The following is a 15,428-nucleotide window of genomic DNA, read 5'->3' as shown; positions in this document are numbered from 1 at the left end:
TTTTTTTAAAAAATTGATTTTTCCGGAACAAAAAATCTTTCTTATTTGTCTTATATTACAAATCTTAAAATATTATTTCAAGTATGTTAAATTGATTGAATTTATAAAATCACAGTAATAGAATGAGAATATAAAAGATAATATATGTTTATTTTATCATTATTTTCTTTTGGAAATAACAAATTCAAATATTTAGCTGGAGATTTAAAAGTTCAGCATTGCAATTAATAAGTTTCTGTAAAACATTGGATGTATTATTATTTGCCTATATTTAGGCAGCGGAGGAGGGAGCATATATGAAGAAGCTGGTAAAAAAAGCTGCGGCATTAATATCTTTGACCGCATTGGTGACGGCGTCTGTCCCTTTCAGCGTTTCGGCGTCGCCGTATGATACGGCCGGGCACTGGGCTGTGGGCACAATCAACAAATGGATAAACATGGGATATATAAAGGGATATCCCGACGGAAGTTTTAAGCCGGATAATTCGATAACCCGTGCGGAGCTTGTTGTTCTTGTCAACAAAGCGTTCAACTTCAACAGCAAGTCAAATATTTATTTTACCGATTTAAGCCCGAGTTATTGGGGTTACGGAGAAATTCAAAAAGGCGTTGCCGCCGGATATATCAAAGGCGACAGCATCGGCACATTCAGGCCGGACAGCCCTGTGACAAGACAGGAGGCGGCGGTTATTATGGCTCAAGTAAGAAATCTCGGCGGCAACGTTTCCGGGGCGTCAAAATACAGCGACTATTATAATATAGCCGATTGGGCCAAAGGCTATGTCGGAGCCGCATCAAATGAAGGAGTGCTGTCAGGTTTTCCCGACGGTTCATTTAAACCGTCTAATGTGATGACAAGAGCCGAGGCAGTAACAGCGCTTAATTACCTTTTGAATGTACCATATGGAGGAAGTCAGCAAAATAAACCTCCTGTTGACAGCAATGAAGATCTTGAAAATTATACGCTTGAAAAAACATCATTAAGCGGCAAGGTAATAAAAGGCGATTTAATAATTTCAAAAGATTTGGGCAGCAAAACAATAAATCTTGATGATATAACCGTGGAAGGCGCTTTATATGTGTACGGAGGCGGGACAATTTATGCAGACGATTGTGACGTTAATAAGCTTGTTATAGATAAGTCGTCTGCGGAGTTTAAAGCCGAAGGAAATACAACTGTAAAGAAAACGAGCTTCAATTCTAACGGCAGGATTTCCGGCAAAGGGTATGAAGATGTTTTAATTGACGACGAGGATATAAGTGAAGTAACGATAGATGCGTCTGTAGATAAAGTTAAACTTGACGCAGACGTTAAGCTGAAGCTTAATTCAGATGCATTTATTAAAACGCTTGAGGCAACAAAAAATGCGGACAACGCTACCGTTACTTTTGTCAAGGGAGCGGAAGTTAAAGATTTCGATATTTACGATAAAATCAAAATTAAAGGCAAAGGCGATATAGATACGATGACAGTTTATGTTTCGGGAGTGGAAAGTGATATACGTCCTGATACTGTTAAAACAAAAGACGGCGCAAGCAAGCCGAAATACACAAGTTCGTCTGATGACGACGATGATTCAAGTTCCGGTTCAAGTTATAAAGATTTAACTATAAAAAACAGCAATAACGATTATGACGGAAACGGTCGAAAATACGACGATGTTAAAATAACGGCATCATCAGGGGCTGATATCAGCGATTTTACCGTATACGGCGATTTAACTATTGAAAAGAGTGTTGGAACAAGTTCTGTTACGTTAACGGATATTGACGTCAGAGGTAATATTTATATATACGGCGGGCAGGATCATATAACTTTTAAAAATTGCAATATAAGGAAAGACATAATTTCAGATACGTCGGACAGGGACGTCAAATCAAGGAGCGCTAAAAACGAGTTTGTTAAAATAAGATTTGATGAGGATACCAAGTTTGCAGGAAGGCTTAGAGTTAAAGGCAATACTTCTGTTGAGGCTTATCCTTCCGGTAAAGATATAACTATTAACGGCATCACTGTTGAAAATGCTTTTGACAGGGGACTGATTTTAAGGGCTGACGTAAATACGCTTACAGTAAACGGAAATTGCATTATTACGTTATCAAGCGGAAAAACAATTAATAATTTTTCAACTGCCGACGGACTTACAGATGTTAGGGTTGCTTTGGAAGGCGGAAATTCATTAGTAAAAAATATTAATACAAATTCCAAGCTTTATTTAACGGGAAATGGCAATGTAGGCAATATTATAACAAACGACGCAAACAATATCTCTAAAGAAGTAAATGTAAAGGTGGACAATATTTCTTCTTCGTTTGTAAGCGTTACAAATGTAATTGTGAACCCTCTTGAAGGAACAGTTGGAATACCGCTTAAGTTAACGGCAAATGTAGAACCTTCAAACGCTACGAATAAAGCTGTGGCATTTAATTTAAAGAATGCCGGCACAACGGCAGCAGTATTAAACGGAGATATATTGTCTGCGGCAAATGCAGGAACGGTAATTATTACCGTAGAAGTTGCAAATGGATTGGGGCAAGGAATAAAGTATACGAAGGACATAGCAATAAACATAAAAGCAAAGGAACCGGAAATAATAGAGGTAACAAATATAAACGTAAGCCCGCTTGAAGGAACGGCGGGGGAACCTTTGCAGCTTACGGGAACGGTTGAGCCGTCAAACGCAACGAATAAAACAGTAACGTATGAGGTAAAAGATGCGGGCACAACGGGAGCGATAGTATCAGGCAGTACGCTTACAACAATGGCGTCGGGAACCGTAACGCTTACAGCGAAAGTGGAAGGCGGCTTGAAGTCGGGAGCGTACACGAAAGACGTAGTAATAAACATAAAAGCAAAGGAACCGGAAATAATAGAAGTAACAAATATAAATGTAAGTCCGCTTGAAGGAACGGCGGGGGAACCTTTGCAGCTTACGGGAACAGTTGAGCCGTCAAACGCAACGAATAAAACAGTAACTTATGAGGTGAAAGATGCGGGTACAACGGGAGCGATAGTATCAGGCAGTACGCTTACGACAACGGCGTCGGGAACCGTAACGCTTACAGCGAAAGTGGAAGGCGGCTTGAAGTCGGGAGCGTACACGAAAGACGTAGTAATAAACATAAAAGCAAAAGAACCGGAAATAATAGAGGTAACAAATATAAACGTAAGCCCGCTTGAAGGAACGGCGGGGGAACCTTTGCAGCTTACGGGAACGGTTGAGCCGTCAAACGCAACGAATAAAACAGTAACGTATGAGGTAAAAGATGCGGGCACAACGGGAGCGTCGGTATCAGGCAGTACGCTTACAACAACGGCGGCGGGAACCGTAACGCTTACGGCGAAAGTGGAAGGCGGCTTGAAGTCGGGAGCATACACGAAAGATGTAGTAATAAACATAAAAGCAAAAGAACCGGAAATAATAGAGGTAACAAATATAAACGTAAGCCCGCTTGAAGGGACGGCGGGGGAACCTTTGCAGCTTACGGGAACGGTTGAGCCGTCAAACGCAACAAATAAAACAGTAACGTATGAGGTAAAAGATGCGGGCACAACAGGAGCGTCGGTATCAGGCAGTACGCTTACAACAACGGCGGCGGGAACCGTAACGCTTACGGCGAAAGTGGAAGGCGGCTTGAAGTCGGGAGCATACACGAAAGATGTAGTAATAAACATAAAAGCAAAAGAACCGGAAATAATAGAGGTAACAAATATAAACGTAAGCCCGCTTGAAGGGACGGCGGGGGAACCTTTGCAGCTTACGGGAACGGTTGAGCCGTCAAACGCAACAAATAAAACAGTAACGTATGAGGTAAAAGATGCGGGCACAACGGGAGCGTCGGTATCAGGCAGTACGCTTACAACAACGGCGGCGGGAACCGTAACGCTTACGGCGAAAGTAGAAGGCGGCTTGAAGTCGGGAGCGTACACAAAGGACATAGTAATAAACATAAAGCAGCCTGGATTTGTAAATATTTCAAACGTAAATTTACTTACAGAACCTGCCGAGAAAGTTGCAGGAGTTCCTTTGACATTATCAGCTTCTATTGAACCTGAAAACGCAACAAATAAAGGAAAAGTTGATTTTATTATAAAAAATCCCGGTACTACGTCAGCGGTATTGACAGGAAATGTACTGACGGCTCTTAGTCCAGGCAGAGTCGAATTGACTGTAACTGTTGAAAACGGTTTAATTGACGGCAATTATCAACAGGATATAGCTATTGATATTGCAGCTCCGACATATAACATAGCTGTTGGGCAGAAATTTAACCTTTCGACTTTAATCGGCGAGGAGGAAAAAAGTAATAATATAGTTTGGTCTGTTAAGTTTGCGCCTAGTAACAGCGTTTCTATAAATAATGCGGCTCAAGAGCTTACAGCAAACGCTGTAGGAACAATACTTATTAATGCGCAGATGACAAATAAAACAGATCCTTCTAAAGTTATCAATAAGACATATTCCTTTGCGGTAACATCATAAATACATTTATCAGAAATAACAATTTCAATCTTAAATATTCAATATTAGACTGAATTAAGAAAAAGCTGAACTTTAATCAAAGAAGTTCAGCTTTTTTCTAAAAGAATTAAAAGAATATATGTTTATAAGAAAATATCAAAATATTTTCCAAAACGGAAAAGAAAATAAAATTAAGATTTTATACTTTAATAAATTATTTGGATACGTCGTCAAGCGCTTTAATTAATTCTTCTTTTTCAAAAGGCTTGAAAATAAAATTGTTTATTCCAAGTTCAGCGGCTTTATTAATTGTGTCATCATATGCAAGCGAACTTACTATAACTATTTTGGCGTCTTTCCATTTGCCTAAAATGAGCTTTGAAGTTTCGAGCCCGGAAAGACCGGGAAGTATTATGTCCATTGTCACAATATCGGGCATAAGCTGCGCATACATTTTGAAAGCCTCTTCACCGTTTTTTGCGTGGGCTGAAGCCTCATAATCTGTGCCTGAAAGCATACTTTTCATTTCTTCAAAAGTAAAAAGCGAATCGTCAACTATTAATATTTTTTTGCTCATATTATCCTCCATATATCTATTATGTTTTTATGTTATTAGTGAAGCGCTTCGATTTTTGCCGTTCCATAGCTGTAGTCATAAAACATTTGATGACGCACATGACTGTGAGAAATTGGAATATCGACTCCCTCTACGATTTTTGGAACGGAAAAAGATGATTTTAAATAAAATTCCCTGTTGATTGATGAAACAACATGGCCGCATAGTATATTAAAATACTCGCTTGTATAAATTAAAACTTCATCTTCATTTAATTCTTTTCCATGCATCATATTTTCCGCTATTGCTTTTAAAACAGCCCTATCTGTGCAAAAGGAAAGTATAATTTGATAATCGCCGTTTATTGCAGAAAAAATTGTGTACGGGGCTTCCAACTTGCCTAACAAATTAATTTTTTCTTTAGATACGTCGATTTTTGCTACTCGTTTTGATATATCTTTTACCGATTTATCAATAATTTCAGATATGTCGAAGGCCGGAAGCATATGCAATCCCCCCAGTTAAAATGTAAAGTAATAATTACTCATATTATAATAATAAAATTAATTTTTTTCAATAATAATCAACAAATAAAATAAAAAGCGTTAAATAAATAACAGTTCAAAATTGACATAGAAGTTTATTATATTTATAATTAATTATATAGTTAGGTAACATAAATAATTTTATTTTATATGGGGTTTTTATTATGGGAGAAAAATATAAAAATATTTTCAAAAATATCTTTGGAAAAAAGAGAGATATTTCGGATGTTCAGGACCTGCCGGAAGAATACCCTGCTCTTTCTGAAACGGTAAAAGAAGAAAATAAAAAAAATGAAGAAATACTAGCGGAGCCATTGCAGATTATTTTCAATACATGGGCTGAAGAAACCGGTAAAGAAATCTTATACAGGCCTGTTTCCGATTATTTAAGCGAAAACGCATATGATATTGAGGATGCAGAGTTGTTTGCATATGATTTAAATATAAAAAAATTTCTGTTTCAATTAAAATACTTCGCAAAAAAAAGGATTGAAGAAAGAAATAAACTTATTTTGGAATCGGATAAAGAAGACAGCTCGGCATTGGAAATTTCCCTTGATTTTAAGCCTGTAATATATTTTTCAAAGAAAAACGAAATTGCAGTTATGATTATATTTCCGCCAATAGGCGGTGGGAAACATGTTGAATATGGATTGTTGATGGACTTTTTAAAGCAGGAGGGAATAAAAAACGGAATAAACGACAAATTAATACATAAAATAGCTGAAAACAGGGAATATATGAGGTTATTTGCAGCCGCTAAAGGTGAACTAAGCGAGGATGGCCAAGATGGTAAAGTAATTGAACATATACCGCGTGAAATTGAGATATTATACGCCGAAGATGAGTCCGGAAACGTTGATTTTAAAGAAATGGATTTGTTTAAACAAATTTCCAAAGGCGACTTGATATGTGATATTATACTTCCTACTGAAGGCAAGAACGGCGTTGATGTCAAGGGCAATATAATAGCCGCCAAAAAAGGGAAAAATGCATTTGTACCGAAAGGCATAAATACTGTATTATCAGAAGACGGCACTAAACTATTGGCGGGAATCGACGGTTATATATCTTTTCAGAACGGATTGTTCAGAATTGCGGAAGTACTTGAAATATCGGGAGATGTCGACTTATCTGTCGGAAATCTCAACTTTAACGGGGATATTGTAATCAGAGGCGATGTGCATGGAGGATTTAAAATTAATGCAGACGGAAATATAATTGTATGCGGAATGGTCGAAGATTCATTTTTAAATTCCGGCGGAGATATAACGATACATAAGGGAATGAATGGAAATCATCACGGCGAACTTCATGCCAAAGGCAATATACGTTGTACATTCCTTGAAAATACTACGATATTTGCCGAGGGCGATATTATTGTAAACAGCCTTGTATGCTGCAAAGTATTTTGCGATCGTTCGGTTTTTGTTGAGGACGGACTCGGCGTTATAATAGGCGGAAGCATAATGGCAATGCAGTCTGTAAAGGCGCGAATTATTGGAACTAAGGCGAACAGAAAATCTGAAATAACGCTTGGAACATTGCCGCATATTGTTAATGAATGTGAAGAACTTAAAAACAGTATTAAAAATATTGACGAGGTTTTATCTGTACTTCATAAAAATATAACTTATCTTAGAGGGCTGAACGAACTGTCAAAGCAGAAAACCGTTATATTAAGCCAGGCAGAAGAACAATTTAAACTTTATACGGAAAAGAAAGAAAGCATGTTAAAACAGCTTGAAATGATTAAAAATCAAATGGGATTGGCAGAACAGGCAACTATAACTTGCAGCGTTATATATCCTCCGGTCAGGATAAATATTAACGGCCAGATAAAAAATATTGATGAAATGAGCAAAAATGCAAAAATATTTTTATCAAAAGAAAATGAGGTTGTTGTTTCTTCTTTAATTGAGTTTACGTAATTGTTAAATTTTATGAAATAAAGCATGACCGTATCCTTCAACAGTTAAACATCTGTTTTAGCGGCTGATGCGATCTGCGAAATATCGAAATATGTGGGATAAATCAGCGCAGATAAAATTTGCAGTGAAAAACTGCTTTTGGGATAAAAGGGAATTGCAGTCCATGATATGTTTGACAGCAGGATTACTGTATATCCTTCATGAAAAAGAGTGACTTCGACAGCCGCATTGGAGAAAGCAAAGGCTGTTGCCTGAAATTACGGCGCTGACTGAAATAACTGTAAAAAAAGCTTTCCAAAGAAACGATTATTGAATTGAAGGCATAAGGGATTTGTCTGAAAAACGATATAATTACCGTTTATCATAAAGATAAGCGCATAAAGCCTGATAATGAATATTTGATTGCTGAATTTACAGTAAATATACTGGATTATAAGGAGGTTTTGAAATTACAATGCAAGACATCAGTTTATATATACATATTCCGTTTTGCAAAAAAAAGTGTCTATATTGTGATTTTCCGTCGTTTGCCGGGCTTGAAAGCATATATGAGGATTATACAAATTCCATTTTAAGGGAAATTTGTGAAAATAGGCATGAATACAGCCATATGAATGTTAAAACTGTGTTTATCGGAGGCGGAACGCCTACCGTTTTGCCGTCTAAATTGATGGGAAATATAATAGACGCGGTTTTTGAAAAATATAATGTTGATAACGGAGCAGAATTTACAGTTGAAACAAACCCGGGGGCTATAGATAAACATTATCTAAAAGAATTGAAGTCGATGTATGTCAATAGGCTGAGTTTCGGGCTTCAGGCATGGCAGGACGATCTGCTTAAAAAGCTTGGCAGGATACATACTGTTAAAGATTTTGTTGCCAATTACTATGAAGCCAGGGAAACTGGGTTTGATAATATAAACTGCGATCTTATGTTTTCTCTTCCGGGTCAGACGGTTAAGCAATGGGAAGAAACCCTTAGAAATATTATAAAAATAAATCCGGAACATATTTCCGCATACAGCCTTATAATAGAAGACGGGACGCAGTTTAAAGAAATGGCAATGGAAGGAAAGATTGCCGAAGCCGATGAAAATACGGATAGGCAAATGTATTATATGGCGGAAGAAATGCTTGAAAGCAGCGGATACGGCCGATATGAAATAAGCAATTTTTCAAAACCCGGATTTGAAAGCAGGCATAACTTGGCTTACTGGAATACAAAAGAGTATATTGGATTCGGTCTTGGGGCACATTCGTATAATAATGGAAAAAGGTTTCATAATACTTACGATATAGGAAAATATATTTCGTCAAAAGGGAATATAATAAAACTTAGGGAAGATACGGAAAATTTATCTTTGGAAGAAAAAATGGAAGAATTTATGTTCATGGGCCTCAGGCTAAAACGCGGTGTAGATATAAATGATTTTAAACAAAGATTCGGCGCCGATGTTTGGAGCGTTTATAAAAAAGCTATTGAAGATCTTTTATACGAAGGGCTTTTAGAGAAATCAGGGGAATTTTTGCGGCTTACAAAGTTAGGGACAGATTTAAGCAATTACGTTTTTGAAAAGTTTATTTTTTAAAACTCATATAAAATTAACAAAAATTTTCAAATATCACTTGACATACCTGTTGACGAGTGATATTTTATTAGTAGTAAATTAGCACTCAAGTTAAGTGAGTGCTAACAAGAACAAAGGAGGTTGCAGGTATGTCATTAAGCGATAGGAAAATGAAAATATTGCATGCTATTATAAATGACTACATTGCGACGGCAGAACCTGTTGGCAGCAGAACCATTGCAAAAAAATATGATTTTGGGCTTAGTTCCGCAACCATTAGAAATGAAATGAGCGATTTAGAGGAGATGGGCTTTATTATACAGCCGCATGCCTCCGCAGGGCGTATACCGTCGGATTTGGGATATAGGCTCTATGTCGACAGCCTTATGCAGCAGACAGAAATAGCCGAAAATCAAAAAGGTCTTTTAATGGGCATGCTTCAGGGAAATATTAACCAGATTGATTATCTTATGGATCAAACGGCAAAAGTTTTGTCGGCAATGACAAATTATACTTCAATTATTTCAGAGCCTATTATAAAAAGCACAAAGCTTAATAAAATAAGCTATCTGTCGCTTGACAGCAGCACGCTTGTCATTATTGTTGCGGCGGAAGGGGCTATTGTGAAAAATTATACGTTTAATGTGGAATATATGCCAAACGACGACGAGCTGTTTTACGCGGCGAATGTCATAAATAAAGCTATATCCGGAAATATTATGGACGGAATAGACAGATCTGTTATTGACAGGCTTAATAAAGAGCTTCCAGGATACGGTGAAATTATAGGGCTTACGGTTAAAGCCATTGAAAAAACAGCTAAAAGCACCGAAAGCATACAGTTCCATTTAAGCGGAACAAACAATATACTTACATTTCCGGAGTTCAGCGACGTTGAAAAAGCTAAAAATCTTATGCAGTCGCTAGAGGAAAAAGAATCCCTGAAAACTCTTCTTGCCAATCCCAAAAATGACGGAGGCGACGTGCAGATATATATCGGAAATGAAAGCGGTATAGAAGAAATGAAAGACTGCAGCATTATAACCACAAGCTATAAATTTTCCGATAATATAACCGGTACAATCGGTATTCTCGGGCCTACGAGGATGAACTATTCGCAGGTTGTATCCGTTTTAAGCGATATGGCTAAGAATATAGAGCAAATGGTTAATGCTCTGAATAATAATAAAAAACTTAAAAAAACAGACGGAAACGACGATTCATAGATTTAAGTATTTGATTAAATTAGAAAAGAGGATAGGGTCAATGGACGAAAATGAAAAAGAAGTAAATGAAATGGAAGTAAACCATGAAGAAAATGAAAGCGATTTAGAAATCCATTCCGAAGAAGCCGAAGGCGAAATAATCGACGAGGCGGCCGAAAAACTTATGGAAGCTGAAAAAAAACTGAATGAGTGCGTTGATAAATACCAAAGGGTACTTGCAGAATATTATAATTACAGGGAACGTACTTCCAAAGAAAAAGCCGCTATGTATAACGATGGGCTAAGGGATACCGTTGAGAAGATACTGCCTGTAATCGATAACCTTGAAAGAGCGGTTTCGGCACAGCCTGATAAAGAAAACGCATTGTATAAAGGCGTTGAAATGACGCTTAAACAATTTAAAGAAATATTAAGCGGTATGGGCGTTGAGGAAATTCCCGCTAAAGGCGAAAAGTTTGATCCAAACCTTCATTCGGCGGTGAGCCATATTGAAGATGAAAATTTTGGTGAAAACGAAATAACCGTAGAGATGATGAAAGGTTATAAACTCAAAGATAAAGTAATCAGGTACAGTATGGTTCAGGTTGCAAATTAAAAGTTATTTGAAAACAAATTAAAAATAAAATATAAAAATAGAATTAAATCAGAGATATTTAGGAGGAATATATAATGGGAAAAATTATAGGTATTGACCTTGGAACAACAAATTCATGCGTAGCAGTTATGGAAGGCGGTTCTCCTGTTGTTATTGTAAATACTGACGGCGCAAGGACAACTCCGTCTGTTGTCGGTTTTGCTAAGAACGGCGAAAGGCTTATAGGCGAAACGGCAAAAAGACAGGCTATAACAAATCCAGACAATACAATAAGCTCTATCAAAAGGGAAATGGGCACAAATTATAAAGTTACAATTGAAGGAAAAAGCTATTCGCCTCAGGAAATATCGGCAATGGTACTCCAGAAATTGAAAACAGACGCTGAAAATTACCTTGGAGAAAAGGTAACAGAGGCAGTTATAACTGTTCCGGCATATTTTTCGGATTCGCAAAGGCAGGCTACAAAAGATGCGGGGAAAATAGCAGGGCTTGACGTAAAACGTATCATAAACGAACCTACGGCGGCAGCGCTCGCTTATGGTCTTGATAATGAGCATGAGCAGAAAATACTTGTTTATGACTTGGGCGGAGGTACGTTCGACGTTTCTGTTATTGAAATAGGAGACGGCGTTATCGAAGTTCTTGCAACAAGCGGAAATAACCGTCTCGGCGGCGACGACTTTGATAAGAGAATTATCGATTACCTTGTACAGGAATTTAAAAAAGCCGAAAATATGGATTTAAGCCTTGATAAAATGGCTATGCAAAGACTTAAAGAAGCGGCTGAAAAAGCTAAGAAAGAACTTTCAACAGTTACTTCAACTAATATAAACCTTCCTTTCATTACAATGAACCAGGATGGCCCTAAACATCTTGACGTAACGCTTTCAAGGGCAAAATTTGATGAACTCACATCAGACCTCGTTGACGCTACTATGGAGCCTGTAAGGGTTGCGCTTAAAGACGCCGGGCTTCAGGCAAACGAACTTGACAAGATACTTCTTGTCGGCGGTTCAACGCGTATTATAGCCGTTCAGGAAGCTGTTAAAAAGATTACGGGCAAAGAAGCTTTCAAAGGTATTAACCCTGATGAATGTGTTGCAGTAGGCGCCGCTATTCAGGGCGGCAAAATGAGCGGCGAAAGCGGCGCCGGCGATATTATGCTTGTTGATGTTACACCTCTTTCATTAAGCATTGAGACTCTCGGCGGCGTGGCTACAAAAATTGTTGAAAAAAATACTGCAATTCCAACAAACAAAAAACAAGTGTTCTCAACTGCTGAAGACAATCAGACTGCCGTAGATATAAGGGTCGTACAGGGTGAAAGGCCTCTTGCAAAAGACAATAAGGAGCTCGGCATGTTCCGTCTTGACGGCATAGCTCCGGCAAGGAGGGGCGTTCCTCAGATTGAAGTAACATTTGATATTGACGCAAACGGCATTGTGCATGTAAGCGCAAAAGACCTTGGCACAGGCAAAGAACAGGCAATCACGATTACTGCAAGCACAAATTTAAGCGATGAGGAAATAGACAAAGCAGTAAGGGAAGCCGAACAGTTTGCTGAAGCCGACAAAAAACGCAAAGAAGCGATAGATGCAAAGAATGAAGCGGATTCATTAATATTCCAGACTGAAAAAACACTCAAAGATCTCGAAGGAAAAATTGACGACAGTGAAAAAGCGGCGGTTGAAAGCGAACTTTCTAAATTAAAAGGTCTTGTGGAAGGTATGCAGCCGGATACAATGACAGAGAGCGACGTTGCAAATCTTAAAAGCGCAACAGAGGCTTTAACGCAGGAATTTTACAAAATCAGCGAAAAACTTTATCAGCAAAATCAGGCCGCACAAGGAGCAGCCGGAGAAGCGCCAAACGGAAACCCTGATATTGTAGACGGAGATTTCCAAGAAAAATAATATTTGTTCGGCAAAGGGCGGGGGTGTAACCTTCACCCTTTGTCTGTGAAAAAATAATTCAGGCGTTATGCCTTTTTATAACAGGCGGTGATTTAATTTGGCAAATAAGGACTATTATGAAGTGCTTGGAATTGATAAAAATGCTTCCGAGAGCGATATAAAAAAGGCATATCGTAAAATGGCTAAGAAATATCATCCTGATAATAATCCGGGAGATAAAGCGGCAGAAGAAAAAATGAAGGAAGTAAACCAAGCTTATGAAATATTGAGCGATGCGGACAAGAGGGCAAAATACGATCAATTCGGCAGCGCGGCATTTGAACAGGGCGGGGCCGGCGGCTTTTACGGCGGCGGTATGGATTTTGACATGGGCGATATATTCAGCATGTTTGGATTCGGCGGAGGCTCTTCTTCAAGAAAAACGGGTCCGCAGAGGGGAGCCGACGTAGGCGTTACAATTCAAATAACATTTGAGGAAGCGATTTTTGGCGCTACAAAAGAGATTGCGGTTAATGTTGTTGACAAATGCGATACATGCGGCGGTACCGGCTCAAAACCGGGCAGTCATGCCGAAACGTGCCGGAAATGTAACGGGACAGGGCAGGAAAGGGTTATACAGCAATCTATTTTCGGCTCTATGACAAGCGTGCGCACATGTTCCGTTTGCGGCGGCACGGGAAAAATTATTAAAGACCCATGCCAGACTTGCCGTGGAAAAGGCAGGGTTAAAAAAGTTAAGAAATTCGATGTAAATATTCCAAAAGGAATTGACCACGGACAGACAATCCGCCTTGCCGGAAAAGGTGAAGCCGGTATTAATAACGGCCCTTACGGCGATTTAATGGTAACGGTATATGTGCAGCCTGACAGGTATTTTGTACGGAAGGGTATGGACATATACTGCGACGTGCCGATTACATTTGTTCAGGCGGCTTTGGGTGATGAAATCAAAATCAGGACTGTTGATGGCGAAATGAACTATACTGTTAAACCGGGAACTCAGCCTGAAACAACTGCCGTTATAAAAGGCGTTGGAGTTCCGAACCTCAGAAATAATAACCAAAGAGGAAACCAGGTTATAACATTTAAAGTTAAAATACCGACTGATTTGACGTCTAAACAGAAAGAACTGCTTAGGGCATTTTACGGAAATACATCGTCTGCTTCGGAAGAAGGCGAAAAGAAGGGCTTTTGGAATAAAGTTAAAGAGAAATTCGAAGAATAACAAAAAGCGTACTGTTAATATTAAAACAAGCTATCCTTACTACATAGAAGATTTATGCTGTGGTTAATACTTGTTAAAATTGCAGTACGCTTTTTTAACAGCGGAGATACAAATTTTTTAGATTATGGCATATTATAAATTATTTAAAATTTTGAAAGCATTTTTAAAATTAAAGGCCTTTTAATCGAAACTGCTTTCATGGGGCAAAGCTCCTGACAACAGAAACATCTAATACATTTGTCAAGATCGGCATGAGGAAGGCGTTCTTTTATTTCTATTATTTTAGCGGGACAATTAAGGGCGCAGTCTCCGCATCCTACGCAAAGCTTTGAATTAAAAACAGGCTTCGGCTGTAAATTTTTTTTAACAAATCCCTCAAGGAATTTTGGGGGATTATCGCCAAGAAAATGCATACTCCCTGTCTTTGGCAAAATAAAATTCTTTTGAACAAAATAATTCAAGTTATCGCCGACAGTTTTTATTTCATCCGTGTTTTTGCTGCATAACCCGCGCTCTATTGCATGCCTTATTAACGGAGTTTCATTTATAGGAGAATTTATTATCTTTGAAGCGGCCAAATCAAGTTCATATGGGTTTTCGCAAGCCAGTATAACGCCGACTTTTCGTGGGGTTCCCGCCGTTGGACCATGTCCTTCCATAGCCGTTATGCCGTCCATAAATGAAAGTATGGGCGACGCATATCCGCAAATATCAAGCAGGCAATCGGAAAAAGCGTCTACATCAGGGTAGCTGAAATGGTATTCTGCTTTTACCGTTCCCGGAATTATGCCAAACATATTTTTTACAGCCCCCGTCATTTTTGTCATGCTGTGCGTTTTAAGTTTTGAAACCGATATTATTTTATCTGCTTCCATAATAAATTTTGCTACGGTCAATTTTCTTATAATTTTACCTTCAGGATATTCAGCCGTCAGCGTTTCCGTCGAATAGTTTAATGAAGCGCCGCTTAATTTGGCGGCTTCTTCCATACCGGTAGTTTTGTATATGGATTTCAAAAGAAGTTCGTTGAACGGGCCGCCTGGGCTGTCGCCTATTATAACTTTGCATCCGTAATTTACCAGTATTTCGGAAAGGGCTCTTACAAAAGCAGGATGTGTGGTAGCCGCTTCTTCCGGTTTTTTACGCATTACGAGGTTTACTTTTAGAAGTATTGTTTCTCCTTTATTTATGTATTTTTCAATTCCTCCTAGATTTTTAAATGTTTCAAGGAGTTTTTCTTTTAGCAATTCACAATTATATTCAGTGCATTTTGAAACAGAAACTAAAATATTGATCCGCCCCTTTTATAAATAATTTTAACTTTATTATTCTATCATTAAATTCCTGTAATAACTATATGTAATATTAATTTTGTGATATACTAACTAAAAAGGGGTGTTTATA

Annotated in this window: 10 protein-coding genes; 7 read left to right on the top strand and 3 right to left on the bottom strand. The window is 38.2% G+C overall.

Annotated features, from left to right (window positions below; all coding sequences use genetic code 11):
- The first annotated feature begins 296 nt into the window (after window positions 1–296).
- Complete coding sequence (locus NE664_05425) at window positions 297–4,484, top strand: S-layer homology domain-containing protein (GenBank protein MCQ4726100.1); 4,188 nt, start codon at window positions 297–299, stop codon at window positions 4,482–4,484.
- Between the two features lie 193 nt (window positions 4,485–4,677).
- Here the strand turns inward: NE664_05425 and NE664_05420 are convergent, their stop codons facing one another.
- Both NE664_05420 and NE664_05415 read right to left on the bottom strand, forming a co-directional pair.
- Complete coding sequence (locus NE664_05420; GenBank protein MCQ4726099.1) at window positions 4,678–5,040, bottom strand: response regulator; 363 nt, start codon at window positions 5,038–5,040, stop codon at window positions 4,678–4,680.
- 35 nt (window positions 5,041–5,075) lie between these two features.
- On the bottom strand, window positions 5,076–5,525 hold the full coding sequence (locus NE664_05415) for a chemotaxis protein CheX (GenBank protein ID MCQ4726098.1): 450 nt from the start codon (window positions 5,523–5,525) through the stop codon (window positions 5,076–5,078).
- Window positions 5,526–5,728: 203 nt separating this feature from the next.
- Between NE664_05415 and NE664_05410 the strand changes: the two genes are divergently transcribed.
- The 6 genes from NE664_05410 (at window position 5,729) to dnaJ (ending at window position 14,024) form a co-directional block, all read left to right on the top strand.
- Window positions 5,729–7,495, top strand: a complete 1,767-nt coding sequence (locus tag NE664_05410) for a FapA family protein (protein ID MCQ4726097.1) — start codon at window positions 5,729–5,731, stop codon at window positions 7,493–7,495.
- Window positions 7,496–7,949: 454 nt separating this feature from the next.
- A complete protein-coding gene (gene hemW / locus NE664_05405) occupies window positions 7,950–9,086 on the top strand; it encodes a radical SAM family heme chaperone HemW (protein MCQ4726096.1) in 1,137 nt (378 codons plus the stop codon).
- Between the two features lie 128 nt (window positions 9,087–9,214).
- Window positions 9,215–10,291 carry a heat-inducible transcriptional repressor HrcA gene (gene hrcA / locus NE664_05400; GenBank protein MCQ4726095.1) on the top strand — a complete coding sequence of 359 codons (1,077 nt, stop codon included), beginning with the start codon at window positions 9,215–9,217 and terminating at the stop codon, window positions 10,289–10,291.
- A 40-nt stretch (window positions 10,292–10,331) separates the two neighbouring features.
- The gene (gene grpE, locus NE664_05395; protein ID MCQ4726094.1) at window positions 10,332–10,886 is read left to right on the top strand and encodes a nucleotide exchange factor GrpE; all 555 of its coding nucleotides are present in this window, start codon (window positions 10,332–10,334) and stop codon (window positions 10,884–10,886) included.
- 74 nt (window positions 10,887–10,960) lie between these two features.
- Window positions 10,961–12,799: a molecular chaperone DnaK gene (dnaK, locus tag NE664_05390; GenBank protein ID MCQ4726093.1), complete on the top strand. Its 1,839-nt coding sequence runs from the start codon at window positions 10,961–10,963 to the stop codon at window positions 12,797–12,799.
- A gap of 97 nt (window positions 12,800–12,896) precedes the next feature.
- The gene (gene dnaJ, locus NE664_05385; GenBank protein MCQ4726092.1) at window positions 12,897–14,024 is read left to right on the top strand and encodes a molecular chaperone DnaJ; all 1,128 of its coding nucleotides are present in this window, start codon (window positions 12,897–12,899) and stop codon (window positions 14,022–14,024) included.
- Window positions 14,025–14,167: 143 nt separating this feature from the next.
- Here dnaJ and NE664_05380 read toward each other — a convergent pair whose 3' ends face one another.
- Window positions 14,168–15,271 carry a DUF362 domain-containing protein gene (locus tag NE664_05380; protein MCQ4726091.1) on the bottom strand — a complete coding sequence of 368 codons (1,104 nt, stop codon included), beginning with the start codon at window positions 15,269–15,271 and terminating at the stop codon, window positions 14,168–14,170.
- Window positions 15,272–15,428: the final 157 nt, after the last annotated feature.

Origin of the sequence: Anaerotignum faecicola, from assembly GCA_024460105.1 — a bacterium.
Classification (GTDB): Bacteria; Bacillota; Clostridia; order Lachnospirales; family Anaerotignaceae; genus JANFXS01.
The sequence above is the reverse complement of the archived record's forward strand: the minus strand, read 5'-3'. Positions and strand labels throughout refer to the sequence as shown.

Coding starts and splice junctions, on each gene's coding strand:
- NE664_05415 (MCQ4726098.1), bottom strand. CDS start 5,525: ATGCTTCCGGCCTTCGACATATCTGAAATTATTGATAAATCGGTAAAA.
- NE664_05410 (MCQ4726097.1), top strand. CDS start 5,729: ATGGGAGAAAAATATAAAAATATTTTCAAAAATATCTTTGGAAAAAAG.
- NE664_05420 (MCQ4726099.1), bottom strand. CDS start 5,040: ATGAGCAAAAAAATATTAATAGTTGACGATTCGCTTTTTACTTTTGAA.
- dnaK (MCQ4726093.1), top strand. CDS start 10,961: ATGGGAAAAATTATAGGTATTGACCTTGGAACAACAAATTCATGCGTA.
- hrcA (MCQ4726095.1), top strand. CDS start 9,215: ATGTCATTAAGCGATAGGAAAATGAAAATATTGCATGCTATTATAAAT.
- hemW (MCQ4726096.1), top strand. CDS start 7,950: ATGCAAGACATCAGTTTATATATACATATTCCGTTTTGCAAAAAAAAG.
- NE664_05425 (MCQ4726100.1), top strand. CDS start 297: ATGAAGAAGCTGGTAAAAAAAGCTGCGGCATTAATATCTTTGACCGCA.
- grpE (MCQ4726094.1), top strand. CDS start 10,332: ATGGACGAAAATGAAAAAGAAGTAAATGAAATGGAAGTAAACCATGAA.